24 protein-coding genes are annotated in these 19,746 nt (G+C 38.1%); 10 read left to right on the top strand and 14 right to left on the bottom strand.

The annotated features are described in order from the left end of the window. Positions 1 to 53: 53 nt before the first annotated feature. On the bottom strand, positions 54 to 449 hold the full coding sequence (locus tag LC455_RS23910) for a DUF3224 domain-containing protein (RefSeq protein WP_223594737.1): 396 nt from the start codon (positions 447 to 449) through the stop codon (positions 54 to 56). 184 nt (positions 450 to 633) lie between these two features. Between LC455_RS23910 and LC455_RS23905 the strand changes: the two genes are divergently transcribed. The 4 genes from LC455_RS23905 (at position 634) to LC455_RS23890 (ending at position 3,716) form a co-directional block, all read left to right on the top strand. Beyond that, complete coding sequence (locus LC455_RS23905; protein ID WP_223594732.1) at positions 634 to 1,146, top strand: GNAT family N-acetyltransferase; 513 nt, start codon at positions 634 to 636, stop codon at positions 1,144 to 1,146. Positions 1,147 to 1,190: 44 nt separating this feature from the next. Beyond that, entirely contained in the window at positions 1,191 to 2,396 is a 1,206-nt protein-coding gene (locus LC455_RS23900) for a macrolide family glycosyltransferase (protein ID WP_223594731.1), read from the top strand. 66 nt (positions 2,397 to 2,462) lie between these two features. Continuing rightward, positions 2,463 to 3,251, top strand: coding sequence for a hypothetical protein (locus tag LC455_RS23895; RefSeq protein WP_223594730.1), 789 nt, complete (start codon positions 2,463 to 2,465; stop codon positions 3,249 to 3,251). Between the two features lie 6 nt (positions 3,252 to 3,257). Further along, a complete protein-coding gene (locus LC455_RS23890) occupies positions 3,258 to 3,716 on the top strand; it encodes a hypothetical protein (RefSeq protein WP_223594729.1) in 459 nt (152 codons plus the stop codon). Positions 3,717 to 3,789: 73 nt separating this feature from the next. Here LC455_RS23890 and LC455_RS23885 read toward each other — a convergent pair whose 3' ends face one another. Next, a complete protein-coding gene (locus LC455_RS23885) occupies positions 3,790 to 3,945 on the bottom strand; it encodes a hypothetical protein (RefSeq protein WP_223594728.1) in 156 nt (51 codons plus the stop codon). Positions 3,946 to 4,216: 271 nt separating this feature from the next. Between LC455_RS23885 and LC455_RS23880 the strand changes: the two genes are divergently transcribed. From LC455_RS23880 to bla, 4 genes are all read left to right on the top strand, one after another. Then, positions 4,217 to 4,603, top strand: coding sequence for a BlaI/MecI/CopY family transcriptional regulator (locus tag LC455_RS23880; RefSeq protein WP_223594727.1), 387 nt, complete (start codon positions 4,217 to 4,219; stop codon positions 4,601 to 4,603). Further along, the gene (locus LC455_RS23875) at positions 4,603 to 6,399 is read left to right on the top strand and encodes a BlaR1 family beta-lactam sensor/signal transducer (RefSeq protein ID WP_223594725.1); all 1,797 of its coding nucleotides are present in this window, start codon (positions 4,603 to 4,605) and stop codon (positions 6,397 to 6,399) included. Before LC455_RS23880 ends, LC455_RS23875 begins: the two co-directional genes overlap by 1 nt. Before the next feature lie 116 nt (positions 6,400 to 6,515). After that, entirely contained in the window at positions 6,516 to 8,570 is a 2,055-nt protein-coding gene (locus tag LC455_RS23870) for a peptidoglycan D,D-transpeptidase FtsI family protein (RefSeq protein ID WP_223594720.1), read from the top strand. A gap of 127 nt (positions 8,571 to 8,697) precedes the next feature. After that, complete coding sequence (gene bla, locus LC455_RS23865; RefSeq protein ID WP_440446425.1) at positions 8,698 to 9,612, top strand: class A beta-lactamase; 915 nt, start codon at positions 8,698 to 8,700, stop codon at positions 9,610 to 9,612. A gap of 490 nt (positions 9,613 to 10,102) precedes the next feature. Here the strand turns inward: bla and LC455_RS23860 are convergent, their stop codons facing one another. The 5 genes from LC455_RS23860 to LC455_RS23840 form a co-directional block, all read right to left on the bottom strand. After that, entirely contained in the window at positions 10,103 to 10,819 is a 717-nt protein-coding gene (locus LC455_RS23860) for a HoxN/HupN/NixA family nickel/cobalt transporter (protein WP_223594716.1), read from the bottom strand. A gap of 117 nt (positions 10,820 to 10,936) precedes the next feature. Continuing rightward, complete coding sequence (locus LC455_RS23855; RefSeq protein ID WP_223594715.1) at positions 10,937 to 11,257, bottom strand: hypothetical protein; 321 nt, start codon at positions 11,255 to 11,257, stop codon at positions 10,937 to 10,939. Between the two features lie 118 nt (positions 11,258 to 11,375). After that, a complete protein-coding gene (locus tag LC455_RS23850) occupies positions 11,376 to 11,843 on the bottom strand; it encodes a DUF3291 domain-containing protein (protein WP_223594713.1) in 468 nt (155 codons plus the stop codon). Between the two features lie 156 nt (positions 11,844 to 11,999). Further along, complete coding sequence (locus tag LC455_RS23845) at positions 12,000 to 12,209, bottom strand: helix-turn-helix domain-containing protein (protein WP_223594711.1); 210 nt, start codon at positions 12,207 to 12,209, stop codon at positions 12,000 to 12,002. A gap of 11 nt (positions 12,210 to 12,220) precedes the next feature. Next, positions 12,221 to 12,703: a DUF2975 domain-containing protein gene (locus LC455_RS23840; protein WP_223594710.1), complete on the bottom strand. Its 483-nt coding sequence runs from the start codon at positions 12,701 to 12,703 to the stop codon at positions 12,221 to 12,223. 207 nt (positions 12,704 to 12,910) lie between these two features. Between LC455_RS23840 and LC455_RS23835 the strand changes: the two genes are divergently transcribed. Beyond that, positions 12,911 to 13,387, top strand: a complete 477-nt coding sequence (locus LC455_RS23835; RefSeq protein WP_223594709.1) for a hypothetical protein — start codon at positions 12,911 to 12,913, stop codon at positions 13,385 to 13,387. A gap of 139 nt (positions 13,388 to 13,526) precedes the next feature. On the opposite strand, the gene LC455_RS23830 is transcribed toward LC455_RS23835, so the two are convergent. The 6 genes from LC455_RS23830 to LC455_RS23805 form a co-directional block, all read right to left on the bottom strand. Next, complete coding sequence (locus LC455_RS23830) at positions 13,527 to 14,120, bottom strand: YdeI/OmpD-associated family protein (RefSeq protein WP_223594707.1); 594 nt, start codon at positions 14,118 to 14,120, stop codon at positions 13,527 to 13,529. An 18-nt stretch (positions 14,121 to 14,138) separates the two neighbouring features. Then, positions 14,139 to 14,510, bottom strand: coding sequence for an iron chaperone (locus LC455_RS23825; RefSeq protein ID WP_223594706.1), 372 nt, complete (start codon positions 14,508 to 14,510; stop codon positions 14,139 to 14,141). A gap of 72 nt (positions 14,511 to 14,582) precedes the next feature. Then, complete coding sequence (locus LC455_RS23820) at positions 14,583 to 15,110, bottom strand: permease (RefSeq protein ID WP_223594704.1); 528 nt, start codon at positions 15,108 to 15,110, stop codon at positions 14,583 to 14,585. Then, on the bottom strand, positions 15,107 to 15,589 hold the full coding sequence (locus tag LC455_RS23815) for a hypothetical protein (RefSeq protein ID WP_223594702.1): 483 nt from the start codon (positions 15,587 to 15,589) through the stop codon (positions 15,107 to 15,109). Before LC455_RS23815 ends, LC455_RS23820 begins: the two co-directional genes overlap by 4 nt. Further along, entirely contained in the window at positions 15,582 to 15,923 is a 342-nt protein-coding gene (locus LC455_RS23810; RefSeq protein WP_223594700.1) for a PadR family transcriptional regulator, read from the bottom strand. The genes LC455_RS23815 and LC455_RS23810 overlap by 8 nt, the downstream gene beginning before the upstream one ends. 137 nt (positions 15,924 to 16,060) lie before the next feature. Next, a complete protein-coding gene (locus tag LC455_RS23805) occupies positions 16,061 to 17,155 on the bottom strand; it encodes a site-2 protease family protein (RefSeq protein WP_223594698.1) in 1,095 nt (364 codons plus the stop codon). A 335-nt stretch (positions 17,156 to 17,490) separates the two neighbouring features. On the opposite strand from LC455_RS23805, the gene LC455_RS23800 reads away from it, so the two are divergent. Then, positions 17,491 to 18,990 (top strand): malate:quinone oxidoreductase, encoded by a 1,500-nt coding sequence (locus LC455_RS23800; protein ID WP_223594969.1) that lies wholly within the window; start codon positions 17,491 to 17,493, stop codon positions 18,988 to 18,990. A 62-nt stretch (positions 18,991 to 19,052) separates the two neighbouring features. Here LC455_RS23800 and LC455_RS23795 read toward each other — a convergent pair whose 3' ends face one another. Further along, positions 19,053 to 19,436 (bottom strand): DUF1398 family protein, encoded by a 384-nt coding sequence (locus LC455_RS23795; RefSeq protein WP_223594696.1) that lies wholly within the window; start codon positions 19,434 to 19,436, stop codon positions 19,053 to 19,055. Positions 19,437 to 19,746: the final 310 nt, after the last annotated feature.

The following is a 19,746-nucleotide window of genomic DNA, read 5'->3' as shown; positions in this document are numbered from 1 at the left end:
GTTGGACGAAAAGGACATTCCCGGTAGTACCGAGATGCCCTTTTCTTGTTATGTTAGAAGTTAAAGTCTAGAATCATCTTACTGGTTTCGCCTGTAAACTTATAATTATAAGACCCTTTTAAGTTTTTTAAGTCACCGGTTGCTTTGATAATTGTTGCTGGAGAATCTAGATTTCCTTTATCAAATATTCCTTGCTCTATAGCCGTAAATGTCCCTTGTTTTCCCTTATAAGTTCCTTCGAAATGCAGAAATCCGGAAATTTTAGAAGTGGCCAAGTGACCATCATCAATAGTAGAGTCTATATAAAATAATAGATATTCAACAAAAGCTTTTCCTGTTAATTCACCCTCAATATCATATTCGACATGGGCAATATTAATAGGAAATTCTTTTCTAGTGTCGTCTACTGGCTGTTCATCCCATTTGCTTACTGTAAAAGATACCTCCATACGTAAATCTCCCTTCATTTTTAAATAGTAATTCACTTCTAGTATAATATCCAAAAAGTACCATTATCAATAATAGAATTGGAGTGTTTTATTTTTGTTAACCAACAATATCCTTAAATAGAGGATTTTTAGCTTTCGTTAAAGAAAGAGTTAATAAAAAGTAGTGTGAGGGGAAGGAGATTATTTGGAATCAAGTAACCATATCATTCAGATAAAGCCTTGGGAGGATAATGACCTTGATTTACTTTTTCGTATAAACACTCCAGAAATGATGCAGCATCTTGGTGGTCCGGAGAGTAAAGAGCAGATTTTGAATCGACATAAACGATATCTTGAGCTTGGTAATAGAGGGAGGATGTTCAGCATTAGATTTTTGCCAGAATTAGAACCAGTTGGTTCTGTGGGTTATTGGCAAACAACTTGGAACAATGAAAGTGTATATGAAACTGGCTGGAGCGTTCTACCCTCATATCAAGGGAAAGGAATAGCAACAAGAGCGGTAAAGTTAGCGATAGAAGAAGCCTCTAGTGAGAACAAATACAAATACATTCACGCATTCCCATCAATTCAAAATCCTGCTTCTAATGCAATTTGTCAGAAGCTGGACTTTGAGTTTATCTCTGAATGCGAATTTGAATATCCACCAGGAAGCTTTATGCGGTGCAATAATTGGCGTTATAATTTAATAGGACAATAGCTATATTAAAATTTCTCGGATGAATTACCTAAGGAGTGGTAAAAATGGCGCGTGTTTTATTTATTAATGCCGGATCGGAAGGACATATCAACCCAACCATTGGAGTTGTGCAAGAGCTTATTTCGCGCGGTGAAGAGGTTGTGTACTTTACAATAGAAGCTTTTAGAGACCGAATGGAGAAGACGGGAGCTGATGTACGCACATTGGACGGTCAAAACTTTATAAAAGCTTTTATCTCGGGTGGTAGAAATTATTTACTTGAAAGAATTAATGGTCTTATACATACGGCAGATATTGTTATTCCCAGCGTGCTTGAACAGATTGAAGGAGAACAATTTGATTACATTATCCACGATTCCATGTTTGGTTGTGGACGGTTCCTTGCCCAAATCCTAAAGCTTCCGGCCATCAATTCTTGTACTTCCTTTGCGCAGACAAAGGAATCCTTCGATCAAATGTTAGAACAGCTTCCTAAAAGCATTCCGACAGAACGGCTTAAAGAAATAAACGATGAATATCAAAGCCTGACGTCAAGGTTGAAGGAAAAATATGGTGTCGAGATCCCTTCTCCTTACGAAGTTTTTTGTAATCCTGCACCATATACCATTGTTTATACAACTAGGGAGTTTCAACCATTTGGAGAAGTATTCGACCAAACCTACAAATTTATAGGTCCATCCATCTCGACACGATTCACTCAAGAAAACGTTGACCTTTCGGCTATCAAGGGAAAAAGCCTAATTTACATTTCACTGGGGACTGTCTTTAACCAAGCTATTGATTTTTATAAGCTTTGTTTTGAAGCATTTGGGAACAGTGATCATACCGTGGTCATGTCGATTGGGGAAAAAACTCAACTAGCTGATTTGGGGGAGATCCCCCAAAACTTCATTGTGAAAAATTACGTTCCACAAACAGAGGTACTAAAACACACAAAGTTATTTATCACCCATGGTGGAATGAATAGTACCAATGAGGGTCTCTACTACGGGGTTCCGCTAATTGTCATCCCACAAAGCGCGGATCAGCCGATCATTGCCAGGCAGATCGCCAATATCGGGGCCGGTATTCAATTACAAATGCAAGGTTTGACGGCAAACCAACTGCGTGAAGCCGCAGATCATGTGTTAAACGATCCATCATTCCAAAAAGCTGTTTCAAGTATAAGAGAATCCATTCAAAAAGCGGGTGGGTATCAACAGGCTGTCGAGGAGATTTTTGAGTTTAAAAGAGAATGCGATATAGCTTAAAAAGGTCAGGATAAATATATCCCACTTTTGGAAACATATTATCAATAATTCCTAAAGGTGGATTAAATGAACAACTATACAAATGATAATACTGCCAGACGATATAAAGCCCATGTTAGTATTTTAGGTACAACACAACTACATTTACGAAATCCTTATATTATTGCTTGGTGGTCCGCAGCGTTCCCTGGATTCGGGCATATGCTATTATCAAAATATCTTAGAGGATATGCCTTATTTATTTGGGAAGTTATCGTTAATCTTAAAGCCCATGTTAATTCTGCAATGATTTATTCCTTTCAAGGGAATATAGATATGGCAAAAGAGGTATTAAACACAAGGTGGCTCCTTATGTATATTCCTGTTTACCTTTTCGGTATTTGGGACAGTTATCGGACAACAGTTGATATGAATAGAGTCTACATTTTAGCGGAAAGAGAGGATCACCGTTTTAATTCGTATGTAATGGGGGCATTAGAAATTAACTACCTAGATAAACGAAATCCAGTTGTTGCCGTTATGTGGTCAATGTTTATTCCAGGTTTGGGTCAGCTCTATATTCACAGGATATTAACGGCGATATTTCTCATTGTATGGTTAGTGGTATTTCATTATCAATCGCATTTTGCAGAAGGTATTTTACTTTTGATATTAGGTAAAGTAAAAGAAGCTACCTCTGCTTTAAAACCAGAATACCTCCTTTTTATGCCTTCACTTTTTGGGTTTGCTGCTTATGATGCTTATGTTAATACAATTGAGAATAACAAGCTTTTCGAAAGAGATTTAAGGAATCATTTAACCAAGAACTATCAATCGGTGGGTTTTAAAATATTAAAAGGACAAAAAGTGAAGTGATCCCAATTGCAGCTTTTTTCAACATTTGAAACCACTAGTTATTTAGAAATGGCAATTTCAACGTTAGAAAAGAAAGGAATTAAAAAAGAAAGTATATTTGCTGTACCTCTGGATAATAGAAAAGAAGAACGTAAAATTTTTGATACCCTGCATCGCTCAGATGGGACTTCCCTTATTGATATTGGCATGGGGATTGGTACTGCTTTCTCGGTAATTGGAGCAAGTATTGGATTTAAATTAGCTTGGGGTCCCATTTATTGGGGACTGATTGGTGCATTTGTTGGGTTTGTTCTTGGCTTTGCTATTCGGCTTTTTATGGAATTGGTTGTAAAGAAAAATAAAAGAGGTATGAAAGGCAAACACTCTGAAATAATCTTAATTATTGATTGTGAAGAATCACAAGTTGAATTAATTGAGAATATACTTTGGAGTCATTTTGCTTTAGGAGTAGCCAAAGTAAAATAACGGGTAGCTTAATTGAAAAAACAGCAGGACAGTCTAAACTAACCAACTGTCCTTGACTGATGGCATAACTAGATTAAACTTCATTCTCTCTCTTCGTGATTACTGTTTCATCACCACATCGGTTACATGTAAACCAAGTTGCAATATATCCCCATCCATCGGGTCTCTGATTTGTTTCTTCATAATCGTGACCTTTTAATTTACAGATGATTTTCGCTAAAATACCCATCATAAAAACCTCCTTCAATTAAAAGTTAATTTTTTATTTTTTTCATCTATATGCTCCAAGGCTTGTAATCGTTGTTTTAAGTTTTTACTACAAACATTACAGGGAAGTAAACTTTGAAAATGAGTAACTTTATATCTTAAATACGGTGAAGGTTATCAGAATATATCCTCAGCATGCAAAGGGGGATTATTTACCATAGGCTAAATTTCTTTATGTTTTTAGACCGTCTTGCTATAATAAATACTACAGTTGTAAAAGTAGGAGGGCTATCATGAAGGATATTCCACAAATATCAGAAGCAGAATATGAAGTGATGAAGGTTATATGGAACTTTGAGCCGATTTCGACTCCTGAGGTAGTGGAGAAATTATCAAATAAAAGTGATTGGAAGCCAAATACCATTCACACCATGCTGGCGCGCCTAGTTAAGAAAAAGGCTTTGCACGCAAGAAAAGATGGCCGAGTGTTTATTTATTCTTCGCTGGTTGAAAAGCACGAATATGTTGAGCAAAAAAGTAAATCCTTTTTGCAGCAGTTTTTCGGAGGCACGTTAAATTCAATGATATTAAATTTTATTGAAAATGATAAGTTATCGAATGAAGATATTTCGGAATTAAAGAAAATATTATCCATGAGAGACAGGAAAGGTGAAAAATAATGGATACCATGCTGCTGCGGATTTTAGTTAGTACAGTCGTGGTATCCCTCCTTATTTTCATCATTCTGTTAATTAAAAAGCTATTAAACAATCATATGACGGTGAAAGCACATTATCATATTTGGTATTTTCTTTGCATTCCAATCCTTGCTGCCTTTACACCTTGGAATTATTTTCGCCTTGGAGAAGGAACGAGCTATTTTAAAAGCTTACTTTTTTTTCATAGAGACCCGCCATCGAAGAGTGAAAGAATGAATGGAGTGGATGCCTCTCAGGCGCCAAACAGCAATTTATTACATGATTTTACTGTATCGGTAAACAAGTCAACGCCTGATTTCGTCTACCATACATTTTTTACAGTTTGGGTCATTGGAGTGGTTCTTTTTGTTGTGGCTGCTGTTTATTCAAACTATCAAATCTATCAGATGAAAAAGTCAGCTACAGCTGTTCATAACCAAAAGTTAAATGATCTATTAGAAGCGTGCAAAGAGTTGGTTGGGGTGAAAAGAAACATAAGGCTGCGGGAGACCTCTCTTATTACCTCGCCTATCACAGTGGGGATTTTTCAACCCTATATTTTTTTACCAAGCAAAACGGGGGAAGCATTCTCGTTAAATGAATTAAAGTACGTGTTTTTGCACGAGCTGTACCATCATAAAAGCAAGGATCTGTTCGTGAATTATGTCATGTGGTTGTTTCGTATTATTTATTGGTTTAACCCTTTCGTGTGGTATGCCTTAAAAAGGATTCGATTCGATCGGGAATTAGCCTGTGATGCTTCCGTTTTAAATCTCTTGGATGAGAGCGGATATATCGAATATGGGCATACCATCATTCGGTTTGCAGATAAAAAATATGATCGTACCCTTGAACATTTTGCTCCAGGTATAGGTGGCACAAAAAAACAAATCACACAAAGAATCCAGTGCATTGCAAGCTTCTCTAGCGATTCTCTATTATTGAAATGGAAAAGCAAAGTCATCTACGCTCTTTTAGGAATTGTTATGCTATTGCTTGCTCCAATCACTACCGTTATTGCCAGCCCAAATGATGTGTATCGATTTAGCGGCAATAATGCGGTCTATGAAGATTTAAGCTCTTATTTTAAGGGCTACAAGGGAAGCTTTGTGTTATATAATCCCTCTAAAAACCAATATCAAATTTATAATCGAGAGATGAGTGAACAGAGGATTTCTCCTGATAGCACTTATAAAATATATTCTGCCTTATTTGCATTGGAATCCAATGTGATTTCAACGAATAACAATAAACAGGTTTGGGACGGGAAAAATTATCCCTTTTCAGAATGGAATCAAAATCAAAATTTAGCGACTGCCTTGAGCCGTTCCGTTAATTGGTACTTCCAAAATACAGATCGGGAGGTAGGGAGAAAGCAGCTGCAAGATTATTTTCACAAGATAAAATACGGGAATGAGGATCTTTCAGGGAATTTGGATAGTTACTGGATGGAATCTTCCTTAAAAATATCACCCATTGAGCAAGTCCAATTATTATACCAATTAGAAGAGAATCAATGGGATTTTAAAGCAGAAAATATCAAAGCGGTAAAAAGGGCAATGTTAATCGATGTCCAAAAGAATGGACGGTTGTATGGTAAAACGGGAACCGGCATGATTAATGGAAAGAACGTAAATGGCTGGTTAATTGGCTTTGTCGATAAAGGTGAAGATCGTTTTTATTTTGCCATTAATATTCAAAATAGGAATGGGCAGGCCCAAGGAAGCAAGGCAGCGGAGATTGCCAAGCAGATCCTGCATCATAAAAAGATATATTAATAATGAACCCCAGAAAGGTTTATCCCACCTTTTTGGGACTTCTTTCAGACTAAATACTACAATTGTAGTATTTAGGAAACTTTGTACACAAACTTCCCAGAAAGGGCTGATGCGCTTTGAAGCAGAAAAGGCAGAAAGAAAATATAGTAAAAAACCCAATCCGATGGAGACTGAATGGCCTCTTTTTCATGGTCTTTGTTCTTTTTTCAATCCTGATTCTCCGCCTGGGCGTTCTCCAAATTTTCAAAGGGGAAGCCTATGCGGCTCAGGCAGAGAAGACCGATGTGACGCCCGTCAGCTATTCAGTTCCGCGTGGAAAAATATATGATACGAATCATAAGTTAGTGGTCTACAATATTCCAGAAAAGGCGATTATCTATACACCGCCGAAAAATCCGCAGCCGGGCGAATTGCTTGAACTGGCCCAAAAGTTAAATACCTTTCTGGTCATGACTGATAGAGAAATCAATAAAGTAACCGATCGGGATTTGAAAGATATCTGGTTGTTGGTACATAACAATGGCACGGATTTAATCACAAAGAAGGAGGAGAAATTATACAAACAGGAAAAGCTGAATGACAAGGATTTATATCAATTAAAATTGAACCGCATTAAAGAAAGCGATCTCCAGTCAATGGACAGAAACTTGGCATCCATCTACCGAAAACTTTCTTCTGCCATCGCTTTAACGCCGACGATGATTAAAAATGAAAATGTAACAGAGGAAGAATATGCGAAGGTCAATGAAAATCTGGAAAATCTGCCGGGTGTGGATGTCACGACCGATTGGAAGAGGGGCCGCACCTACGGGGAAACGTTTTGGAATATGCTTGGGGACGTAACGAGTGCAGAAGAAGGCCTTCCGGCTGATAAGGTAGAATACTATACGTCTAAAGGATACAAACTGAATGACCGCGTCGGGAAAAGCTATATTGAAGAGCTTTATGATGGGGTGTTGCAAGGCCAAAAGGAAAAAGTGAAAACGGTGACAGATACAAATGGAAATGTGGTGAGTACAGAGACTGTATCGGAAGGGAAGAGCGGCAAGGATATTGTTCTGACCATTGATATGGAGTTCCAAGCCCAAGTGGAAAAAATTATGCAGGAAGAGTTAGTCAGTGCGATCCAAAAGCCGCATACGGATACGCTTGACACGGCCTTTGTTGTGGCGATGGAACCGAAAACAGGCCGCATTCTTGCAATGTCAGGAAAAGTGTATAACAGGCAGTCCCGGGAGTTTACCGATTTTACACCGGGAACCTTCACTTATGCGTTTGAACAGGGGTCCGTTGTAAAAGGGGCCACCGTATTAACCGGATACCAAACGGGTGTCAGAGATTTCGGGGAAATCGAGCTGGATGAGGTCATGCGATTTAAGGGGTCAGGAACCTTTTCCTCTTACCAAGTCATGAACAGAATTAACGAATTAGAGGCATTAGAGCGTTCCTCAAACGTTTATATGTGGAAAACCGCGATAGAAATTATGGGCGGCAAGTATGTCCCCAATGGCACATTGAATATCAATCCGAAAAAAATTGAAACCATCCGCTATTATTTCAACCAATTTGGCTTAGGCATTCCGACCGGAATTGGTTTTAATAATGAAACGGCAGGAATTAAAGGAACCAATACAAGCACCTACTTTCAAATTGCCATCGGACAATTAGATACCTATACACCGATGCAAATTGCCCAGTATATTACAACGATTGCCAATGGAGGATACCGGATGAAGCCCCAATTGGTGAAGGAGATTCGTGAACCTAATAAGAATGGCACTGAACCGGGCAACGTCATCGATGAAATTGAACCAATGGTGTTGAATCAGGTGGATATGAGTGAGAAGATGCTAAAGCGGGTTCAACAAGGTTTTTGGCTGGTTACCCATGGTTCCAAAGGAACAGCGAGAGGATATTTTAAAAACGAACCCTACAATGCCGCAGGTAAAACCGGGACCTCCGAGTCCTATAAAAATGGGGTGAAGACTTGGAATCTTTCTTTTGCTGGTTATGCTCCATTCAATGATCCCGAGATTGCCATTGCCGTTATTGTACCAAATGCCTTCCGTGATGGTTATGCTCAGCCGCACAGTGCCGCTAATATCATCAGCCAGCGGGTCTTTCGGGCATATTTTGACCTTAATGAAAAAGGACAGCTAACTACAAAATGATATTGACATCTTTTTATTACACGTGTAATATAACATGCGTGATTAAATACTACATATGTAGTATTTATATTTTCAGAACATCTAATAATAATAGAAAGAGGTTAAGAACTTGAGGAAAACACATGATATTTTCAGCAAAAATAATTTTATATTTGCCCTGCTATTGCTAGTGGTTGCAATTGTACCCCTTACCGGCTGGTCAATGAGCACCAATAACCTTTCTGACAAGCCCGAAAAGGCAGTCACAAAAACACCTGCACACCAAATACACCGTGAGTTTGCAGAACTCGAGAACAAATATGATGCCCGGCTCGGAGTTTACGCTATCGATACAGGGACACATCGGACGGTCTCCTATCGGCCTAATGAGCGGTTCGCTTACGCATCTACTTATAAAGCTCTAGCCGCTGGTGCATTGCTGCAGCATTACTCAATTGAACAACTCGACCAGTTAGTCACATATAAGAGCGAGGACATAGTTTCGTATTCACCCGTCACATCGCTTCATGTAGATACCGGGATGACTCTTCGGGAAGTTATTGAGGCCGCTGTTCGATATAGCGACAACACCGCAGGGAACCTTTTATTAAAGAAACTGGGAGGCCCTGAGGGATTTGAAACAGCACTGAGGCAGATTGGCGATAACGTTACCCAGGTTGATCGCTACGAGCCGGATTTGAACTCAGCAGTTCCTGGAGATACACGTGACACCAGCACACCAAAATCACTTGCTACGAGCCTCAAGTATTTCGCAGTTAGCGACTTGCTCCCTACTGAAAAACGTACAATCCTGACAGATTGGATGCGGGGAAATGCCACTGGAGATGCATTGATCCGGGCTGGTGCACCAACAAGTTGGGAAGTCGATGATAAGAGCGGGGCAGGAAGTTATGGAACGCGGAATGACATTGCGATTGTTTGGCCGCCGAATAGAGCTCCCATTGTCATCGCAGTCTTATCTAGCCGCGATACACAGAATGCCACCTATGACAATACGCTAATTGCAGAAGCTGCCAAGGTCGCACTTAACGCTCTGAAGTGAAGAGATAAATAAATTTACTTATCATTAATTCTCGATTGCATCAGTCATCATATACAATCATTAGAAAGATTAGTATGTGCTGACTGATAAGAGCTTATTTACAAAAGCAATATCAGCTACTTTAAAAGGTTTCCCTTCCTCAGGTTTTTTATCATAGAACTTTCGTGGGTGTTTTCCTGAAAAATCTAGCTGTTTTTACGGCAGCCTAGTCTAATAAGGGTATTTTAAATAATAATCTTTCAACAAATTTCGATAGGTAACAGCAGCTGGTGGTACCGGTGGTGGAGGAATAAATGGAACCATAATTGGCTTATACCATGGATGGTAGGGATGCAAAATTATGTAATAAACCATTAATATCATCCTTTCAATCAAAGTTACAGTAATTTATGAGTGTTCACCCAAATATGATTGGATGGATGCCTAGATTATTAAATTACCAATAATTATAGATAAGAGAGATGGAAGATCCATCTCTCAATAGTTAAAACTATTGTATCCAAAGTTTAAATAGTCCTTCAGTTACTCCTAAGTTGTACATATAAAATATCCCAAACCCAATACTAATTACACCGGTTATTTGGGTAAGTGTTTTATTCAGAGTTACTTTTTTGGCACTGAAAACGAATGGAATCCCAATGATGGTGGTAAAGAAAAGCATTCCAATAATGGTCCCTGCACCAAATATAAGAATATAAACAGCCGCTTCCCAAACACTTTTTACGGTACTCATCGTTAATAGAACCATCGCTCCACTACCAGCAAGACCATGTACTAAGCCGATCACCAAGGATTTTAAATAGGAAACATGTTTATGCTGGAGTTTATGCTCATGTGTACCATGATGTTCATGAGAGTGGACATGTTTATGGTTTTCTCCATCGTGATCATGCTGATGTAAGTGGATATTTTTAAAGGAAAGAATCGTTGAAGCGCCAAGATAAACAAGCATGATTCCTACTAAAAACTCTAATGACATAGCCCATTTTTCAGGTATTTCACCCTTCATAAAGATAAGAATAATGCCAATAATAAATAATGTAGCGGTATGACCTATTCCCCAGAATACTCCTGCTAAAGACGAGCGAAATAATTTTTTACTTTGACTAGCAATGGTAGATACGGCGATTACATGATCTGGTTCTATTGCATGCTTGATCCCAAGCACAAACCCTAAAGCTAGAATGGATAGAAAACCTACCTCCACTAATTTTCCTCCTTAAATTCATATATTCATAAATAACCTGCTTTCTTAATAGTACCACAGAAGTAGATTGGCGTTTGTTTATTAAACATATTTATTTAATAAGGGGGAAAAATACTTTTAAAAATTAAATTCTATCCCGTTTTCTATATAGAGTGTGTTTTGTAATCCAGTTTGGTTTACCAGATATTCAAATATATTTTTGGCTGTGCTTCTAATAATTACGCTCAGACCTAAATTGTCAAATACACGTGCATAGCAGCGGATGATCAACTGATCATTTTCTTTTAATAGATGATAATAGACGGTTTCTTTCTGTGTTTTTGAAAAACAGTGGATAAATAGATATTCATCTGTTGGTACAATTCCTTTTATCAAAAGTTCCTTTTGAACAATTCGTTTGATTTCCTCAATTTGTTTTTCTGATAAATTTATTCTCATACCAGCTTCACCATCTTATTTTAAAATTAAGAGAGTGGCGATTTTGGCCACTCTAATTTATAGAGTTTTAACACATATCCTCTAATTCTATGAATGGGGCAGGTAGTAAAAGCGGTGTCTATTTAAGCGAGAATGTCTCTCCTGCTTCATCAAATGCATGCTTATAGTCAAACGCATAAGGAGTTGGTCCATGCTGAATATAATAGTTGTATCTCTTGAAAGCTTCCTCCCAGGATACATCTTTCACCTTTTCCGTCCACCACACCACATATGTAGGTGGTTTCTCCTGTTGCGGTTCAATCCACTTGTTCCTGTCTCGTATGGCGTTCTTATGTCGCCCTGAATAGGTAAAGGAATATAAAGATTGCAGGCTTTTCCATACCGTCAGTGTAAGAATGGGCGCACCTTCCCCCTTGATCGCTTCCTCAGGGAATGGTACTCCATCTGGGGAAAACTCCTCTATAAGCTGCCCTGATATAGCGGCCTGTTGAACGATTTTGTATCCCACTTCAAAAAAATCACGAGAGGCAGGATGTTCATACGGATGCTTTAGCCTGCCAACAGTATAGATCGCAACAAAAGCCATAACGATCTCCCCATTTCCACTTTTTACCTACATATATTCGAGAAGGACTGGACTAATTCCAAATATAAAGGTGCATTCTACATATTTATGGTGGTATTCAACAATTTTTAGGGAGCTTTCTACAAATTTAGAAGGGTATTCTACAAAAATCAACCCTCATTCTTCGCTTTTGTACTCTAAAATATCTCCAGGTTGGCATTCTAATGCTTTACAAATCGCCTCTAAAGTTGAAAATCGAATCGCTTTTGCCTTTCCATTTTTCAATATAGAAAGATTCGCCATCGTGATTCCAACCTTCTCCGAAAGTTCAGTTACGCTCATTTTCCTTTTAGCCAGCATCACATCAATATTGATAATAATCGCCATTGTTTTTCACCTCAGACCGTTAAGTCATTTTCTGATTTAATATCAATCGCCTCTTTTAGAAGCTTTTGAAGGACCGCAGCAAAGACTGCAATCACCATGGAAGCAAAGGGAACAACCAAACCGACAAAGATGACCCCTGGAGCATCGTCTTTCTCCGCAAAGAGATAGAAGAGCGGCAAGGCGAGAACATGCAAGGCACTGATTGTGATGGCACAGTGTTTGATTTTCTTTAAAGCAATGACAGATAAGTCGGTGAAAGCGATATTTTTGTCAATATAGCGTAAAAGTTTGAAAGCTTGATACAAAGCAAAGTAAAAAGGAATCGCCGATGCATAAAAAACGGCGCAAACGAGATATTTTATAAAAGCAGATTCTGGAAGCAATTTTGCTGCAACATTCCCCATCTCAGGCACCAAAAAGATGCACAACGCAAGAATCGGAATTCCAATAAGAATAACAGCTATCTTTAAAAACAGTGTTGTCACTTGTTTCATAAAAAGCACCTCACTTGTTAATTGTAAATTGATTTTAATACATTATTTATCGTTTTTCAATAAAAAATCAATGATTATAATTATGTTTTTGTTGTTATGTATGCTGATTTGCCGAGTGTTCAACGGCTAGTACAGATGAAGCAGGTATATCTAACTAATATGTAGAATTTTAGGAAAATAGAGGATAAAGGGTAGGTGGTTAAAAAGATGAAAAAAGGCATTACTATATTAATGGTATTAATAATTGGAATAGTAATTGGGATTTTCGGTCAAAGGGAATACCAAAAATTCCACCCAAAAGGCAATCCCACTGGAATGACGGCATCTAATGAGGATAGCCGGGTGAAAGTATCGATGTTTGTTTCTGTCCCGATTCAAACATTTAAAGGTAAGATCATTCAATTAAAAACATCGGTTGAAAATAAAACAGATCAATTGATAATTCTTCCATCAAAAAATTGTAAGCCTGTTTTTGAGATATCCCATTATTATGGCGATAAAAAGGTTGATGAAAATACAGGGGAATGCCTGAATGATGATCTTGTTTTAGGAAAAGATACTACATATTTTCAATATACAATCTTACCTTATAATGAGAAATATTTAAAAAAATATAAAACTGAAAGAATTGCGGTAACGGCTGAGGGTGTAACAGTTAGTGGGGAAACTCGACATAGCCAATGATTAGGAAGAAAGGGCAAAAAGAAAAGGCGTTGTAATATCATACAACGCCTAAATTGCTATCCTTATTTCTCGTAGCCTTGTGCCAGCGAAATGGAGGATTTTTTGATTTTGAGAATGCTAAATCAGATGAAGGTATATTCTAATCATTTAATCCTTTTCCACCGAGAATTTGCGGCACATATTTTTCAATCCTTGATACTCGTGTTTTGGATTGTTTAGGCTGTGAAAAGTGAAGAAGGTAGGCTCTTTGCCGTCCTGGCGTCAACTTTTCAAATGCCGTTTTAAAGGCAGGGATTTCACCGAATTTATTTTCAAGTTCTTCAGGAATTATGTATTCTGTCGTCTTTTTAAAATCCACTTCTAAACCGGATTTTTCCACTTCAATGGCTTCATAAATATAGTCTTTCAAGATGGTTTCCATATTCACGATTTCTTGAAGATTGGTGAATCTAATCTGGCGCGCCGCCTGTACATTCTCCGTTTGTTGGATTAGAATCCCATGGGTATCCTTTAACAAGGCACCCTTGTGAAACAGAAGCGCACAATACTCTTTAAATCCATGTATTAAAACGATGTTTTTATCCTTAAACGTGTAACAAGGATGCATCCACTTAAATTCTTCGGTTAGTTCACAGTCAAGAACGATAGCTCGCAGCTTCTCATATTCTTCCTTCCACTTTTTTGCTTTACCTAAAAATTCATCAACCTTCGAATTCAATTTATTATTTGTCATCCAGGACACCCCTCATCATTACTTCCGCCAAAAAGTGGAACAGTCAGCCTTATCCAAAATATTAAACTCAATCATTCTCTCAAGTAAGGAGAAATCAACCGGACTGCTCCACGGGAAACGTACCAGTCCCTTGGTGTGACCATAGCCAGCCTGCACAATTTCTTCAGAAAAACGAGTAATTCCTGCCTCTTCAGGGGCAACAGCCAAATGTTGTTTGGCAACGCTAAAGCCAATAATATAGGTGCCGTGATCGGTAAACATAGGCTGATTCCACTTAATTTCTGGCATTAGATGTGGGTATTTTTTAGCTACCCATCCTAAAACTTCTTCCGTTCGCTCCCGATGCTGCGGGTTATCAATACGTGCTAAGAATTCTGCAAAAACTTCCACGTTGTTCCCTCCTAAAATGTTGTTGGAATAAAAAAGAGGATACAGTACATACTATATCCTCTTATTTTTAATCTAAACTTCTTTAGTTATATCATACTGTAACAATTGGCGATGATCATAAAATTTTTCAAAAATAACGCCCATCAAATAGAAAAATAATAAGCCAAAACAAATGTGAATGAGTGTAAATGTTACTCCAAATGATGCAAATTCATATACAATAACCGGTAATTTTGCGGTAGTCCAAACTCCTAAAAAAAATACAATATAGCGTATGCTTGCTCCTTTTTTTAATAGAAGTGCTGCAATTGGAAAAGCCACGTAGAGGGGACCAGCTGCAATTACGCCCAATAATAGGGAGAACAAAATGCCATAGATGCCGGATTTTTCTCCCATATATCTAATTAGTGTTTCTTTCTCCACCCATTTGTCAAGCAAACCGACGAATATTAAGACTGGGGGGAGTAGAAACAGCATATCTAAAATACTTTTTCCGGTTAATTGAAATGCGTTCCATCCCACCGATTGGTTTATAAAAGTTAGGATTAGGAGTCCAGATAACAAAATCAAAAAGAAACGATATCTTTTTAATGTATTCATCCCATCACCACCCAAATAATATATGAAAATAGTAAAGCCATTAACATTGCAGAAGCGTTGCGAGCATAGGCAAAGCTGCGCCCGAATATCTTTTGTTCCATCGGTAACGTTGTGATGCCTACGGACATTAATGTAGACATTAATACAGCTACTTGGGGAAGTCCTGCCCCATTTTGGACTAACGTATGTCCAAGAGGAAAGACAACAAAGCTTGGAACTAGGGCAATAGATCCGATAAATGCTGAATAAACAATACCTGTCAATCCCGATTTTTCTCCAATGATGGAAGAAATGAAGGATGGAGTTAAGATAGATAGTGACAGTCCAACGAAAAGCATAATGGATAACATGTCAGGTATAATATTCCGAAAGCTTTTCCATGACTTTGATAGAGCCTCTTTTGTTTTATTACGATCTTTTATAAAAGAAATACTCAGAAGAAGAATCGCCAAAGCGTAAAGGATCGCACCACTAATCATGATCGTACCCCTTCCATTCTTTGTATTTATTTAAGAAAAAGGATAAATTCTTCATTTTTTCTTCAATATCTATTTGAAAATCATCTAATTTTCTTTTTCCAACTGGAGTAATTTTGTACATCTTAATCGGCTTATCTTGTTCAGATGTGTCCAAATAAGACTCAACAGCCCCTTCTTGTTCTAAAGTTTTTAAAGTGCGATAAAGAATGGCACTATCAATTGGATTGATGGGAAGCTGTTGTTCACATTTCTGCAGAAGTTTCCCTCCATAGCTATCTCCCTCTGTTAAAAAAAGCAAAAGAAAGGCACCTGTATGTCTCCCTGTATGTTTCATAAATATATAACCCCCTAATCAATGTCTTACTGTTAATAACAGTATACTGTTATCGACAGTAATATGTCACTAACAGTATGTATTTTTTTAAAAAATAAAAAGGTACACCCCTAGGTATGAGAGTGTACCCTTAAAAATTATCTATTCAACTCGCGTTGTATCTCCGGATGATTCATAAGAAGGTCATTTCCATAATAATAACTAACGGCCAGTGCAACAACTAGACCAATATAGATGAAAAATAATTGCGCTTTTGTTTTTTTATCCGTTTTATAATAGGTTTCTGTTGTCAGCACCTCTTTTTTATAGACTGCTACTTTTCCTTCCAATTGCTTGAGAATCCCTTCAATAACTTGCTGATTGTTGATGTTATCTTCCTCACTCATAGAAAAGGTTCCTGATAAGTGTTGAAGATAGAGCTCTTTTTTCATTTTTTCAATTTCCGACCTCAGTTTATTGAGTGTTTCAATCAAATCCCGGTTGGTGATTTTCCATTTTGCCTTGCTGGCCATTTCTTGGATGGAATCTAAATCATGGGATTCCTGCTTTAATTTTACTAGTAAGTGTTCGAGTTCTTGGACTTCCAGTTGGTCATCCTTTAAACGTTTTTGTTTTTTATATAATTTGTACCATTCCATTGAGCCCAGGATGACGATAAAGAATCCTAAGAAACTAATATTCATGATGGAATAAGCCAATAATAAGATGATCCCTAATCCCCACAGCTTGGTGCTAATCCCTGCGGCGATTCTTCCGCCATCTAACGGAGTGATGGGAATTAAATTAAATAAATTAATCATCGCGCCCAAAATTATGAGAAGGGCCCAGAATGGTTCATTAGTGTATAAATACAAAGGAATGGCAGGCAAAAACGATAACAACCCAAATAATGGACCCATGTAGGCGACAAATCCCTCATCTTTTGCACTTTTAGGCATTTCCTTCATTCCGATAACGGCCCCCATAAAAGGAATAAATATAGCCGGACTGACAGGCAGCTTAATCCTTTTAGCCGCATATGCATGCCCCATTTCATGGACAAACAACAAATAGACTAAAGCTACGGCGAATTTCCATCCAAAAATTAAAGCGTAGGCCCCGAGGGTAATAAACATGCTCAAAAGCGTTTGCAGTTTAAGAAATTTAAAAACTACTAATATATATTTTAATTTGCCTAATAAAATCGCTGCAATTGTTCCTAATACTCCCAAAGTGGTTTTCTTTTTTTTCACATAAACATCCCCTTTTGTAGAAGAAAATGACGTTTTAAGTCTATTATACAAGAAAATATTGGCAAGGAGCTTTAGAAAAATTTTCGCATCAATAATCCAAATATAAAGGGATTTTTGGGGGAAATGGAAGGTTTTTAATCAATGTGGAAGTACTTCTCACTTTAAACAAGTGATTAAATAAACTATAATTATCGTATAATAGAAAATAAATAACCTTAATACAATAGAAATAGTAGTATTTGAGACAGAAAAGGTGTGTTACTTGGTCGCGCCTCAGTTTGGTGTGCGCCGCTGCATCTTTCTGCAAATTTCAGGAGAAAAGGTTGGTAAAAATGATGAGCATAAAAGAAACGAAAACAGACGTCATTTTGATCGGCGCCGGAATCATGAGTGCAACTTTAGGAACACTCTTGAAGGAACTAGTACCGGAAATGGAAATTACTGTGTTTGAAAAGCTCGCCAACGCAGGAGAAGAAAGCTCTAACGAATGGAATAATGCGGGAACGGGGCATGCGGCACTGTGTGAGCTAAACTACACTGTCGAAAAACCAGATGGTTCTGTAGATATTAGTAAAGCTATTAATATTAATGAACAGTTTCAGGTTTCTATGCAGTTTTGGTCCTATCTTGTAAACAGCGGGCTCATCCAAAATCCAGAGGAGTTTATCAGACAATTACCTCACATGAGTTTAGTACATGGGGAAGAAAATGTTTCATTTTTAAAGAAACGATTTGAAGCGCTGTCAAACAATCCCCTATTTAAAGGGATGGAATTCTCTGATGACCATGACAAACTGATTGAATGGATACCGCTTATTATGGAAGGCCGTAACTTGAATGAAGCGATTGCGGCAACCAAAATCGACTCAGGAACAGATGTTAACTTTGGTGCTTTAACGCGCATGTTGTTCGACCACTTAACGAAGCAAAACGTCGAATTGAAATACAATCATCAAGTTGATGATATTAAACGGACTAGCGATGGTTTATGGGAATTGAAAGTATGGAATATGGCTACTGGAAACATCGAACGTCATACGGCCAAGTTCGTCTTTATTGGCGGCGGGGGTGGAAGTCTTCATTTACTGCAAAAAACCGGTATTCCTGAGTCAAAGCATATTGGCGGATTCCCAGTAAGCGGTCTATTTATGGTATGTAACAATCCAGAAGTCGTCGAGCAGCACAATGCAAAGGTATACGGCAAGGCGAAGGTTGGTGCCCCGCCAATGTCTGTACCGCATCTTGACACCAGATTTATCGACAATAAAAAATCGTTGCTATTTGGACCATTTGCCGGCTTCTCGCCAAAGTTCCTAAAAACAGGCTCCATGATGGACCTGGTAAGTTCCGTAAAACCGGATAATCTCGTCACGATGCTGGCTGCCGGTGCCAAAAACATGGGATTGACCAAATACCTGATCGAACAAGTAATGTTATCGAAAGAACAGCGCATGGAAGAGCTGCGTGAGTTTATCCCGAACGCGAAAGCTGAGGATTGGGATTTAGTCGTAGCAGGACAACGTGTGCAGGTTATCAAAGATACGGAAGCTGGCAAAGGAACGCTTCAATTTGGTACGGAAGTAATCACAGCTGCTGATGGCTCGGTTGCAGCACTACTAGGAGCATCTCCAGGTGCTTCCACTGCCGTTCACGTAATGCTTCAGGTAATCAAAAAATGCTTCCCAGATCAGATTTCGGAGTGGGAAGGGAAAATCAAAGAAATGATACCTTCCTATGGCATGTCACTAATGAAAAACCCAGGGCTGCTGGAGGAAGTTCATACTTTCACAGAAGAGGCGCTTGGTCTGCGTGAAAAAGAATTGGTGTATAGCTAAGTTGAAACAAAGAACCTTTAATCTTATTTTGGATTAGAGGTTCTTTTTTATGTATGGATTTATTAAAGCTGAAGCGGTTCTACGAGTTGTTCCCCATTCATTCCCATGTAAATAGCCTTTTTTTCGGTAATATTTACGTTATAGGATTTAATTCCTGCGTTAGCGATCTCTCTTAGAAAGTCCAAAAAGGGAAGTGTAATGTTTGCGATTATTTGTACTGCCTGATTTCTATCAAAGTGTTTGGAAATCACAAAATTAACTTGAGGTTCAGTTTGTAACTCGGAGTTCTCGCCTTTGTATGTGGCTTGACCAGTGGCAACATCAATATCGTATTCAACAATCCCAATTTGAGATAATTCCTCCAAAAATTCCGCAAAGCTTGTCTTTCCAGTGCTTCTTCTTTCAATAACTTCATGAACCTCTTTTTCCGTTATTTTGTCACTCATGATCCGTTCCTCCATCGATAATTTATCTTCATCATTTTAACCTTAGAGATTGTTCTTATGCCTAAAATAGTAATTATCAGAGGACAAGACAGTCGAAAAATCTAAAATGTCCTATAGCCGGTTCTATCGGACAAACCCAAGAGCCAAATATCCTAAAATGTCCCATAAACCGTTTCTATGGGACAAAACCAAGCAATAAATGCCACAAAATGTCCCATAGACCGTTTCTATGGAACAAAACCAAGCGCCAAAGACTCTTAAATGTCCCATAGCCGGTTTCTATGGGACAAACCCAAGAGTCAAAGACCTT

Source organism: Neobacillus bataviensis (assembly GCF_019969725.1).
The sequence above is the reverse complement of the archived record's forward strand: the minus strand, read 5'-3'. Positions and strand labels throughout refer to the sequence as shown.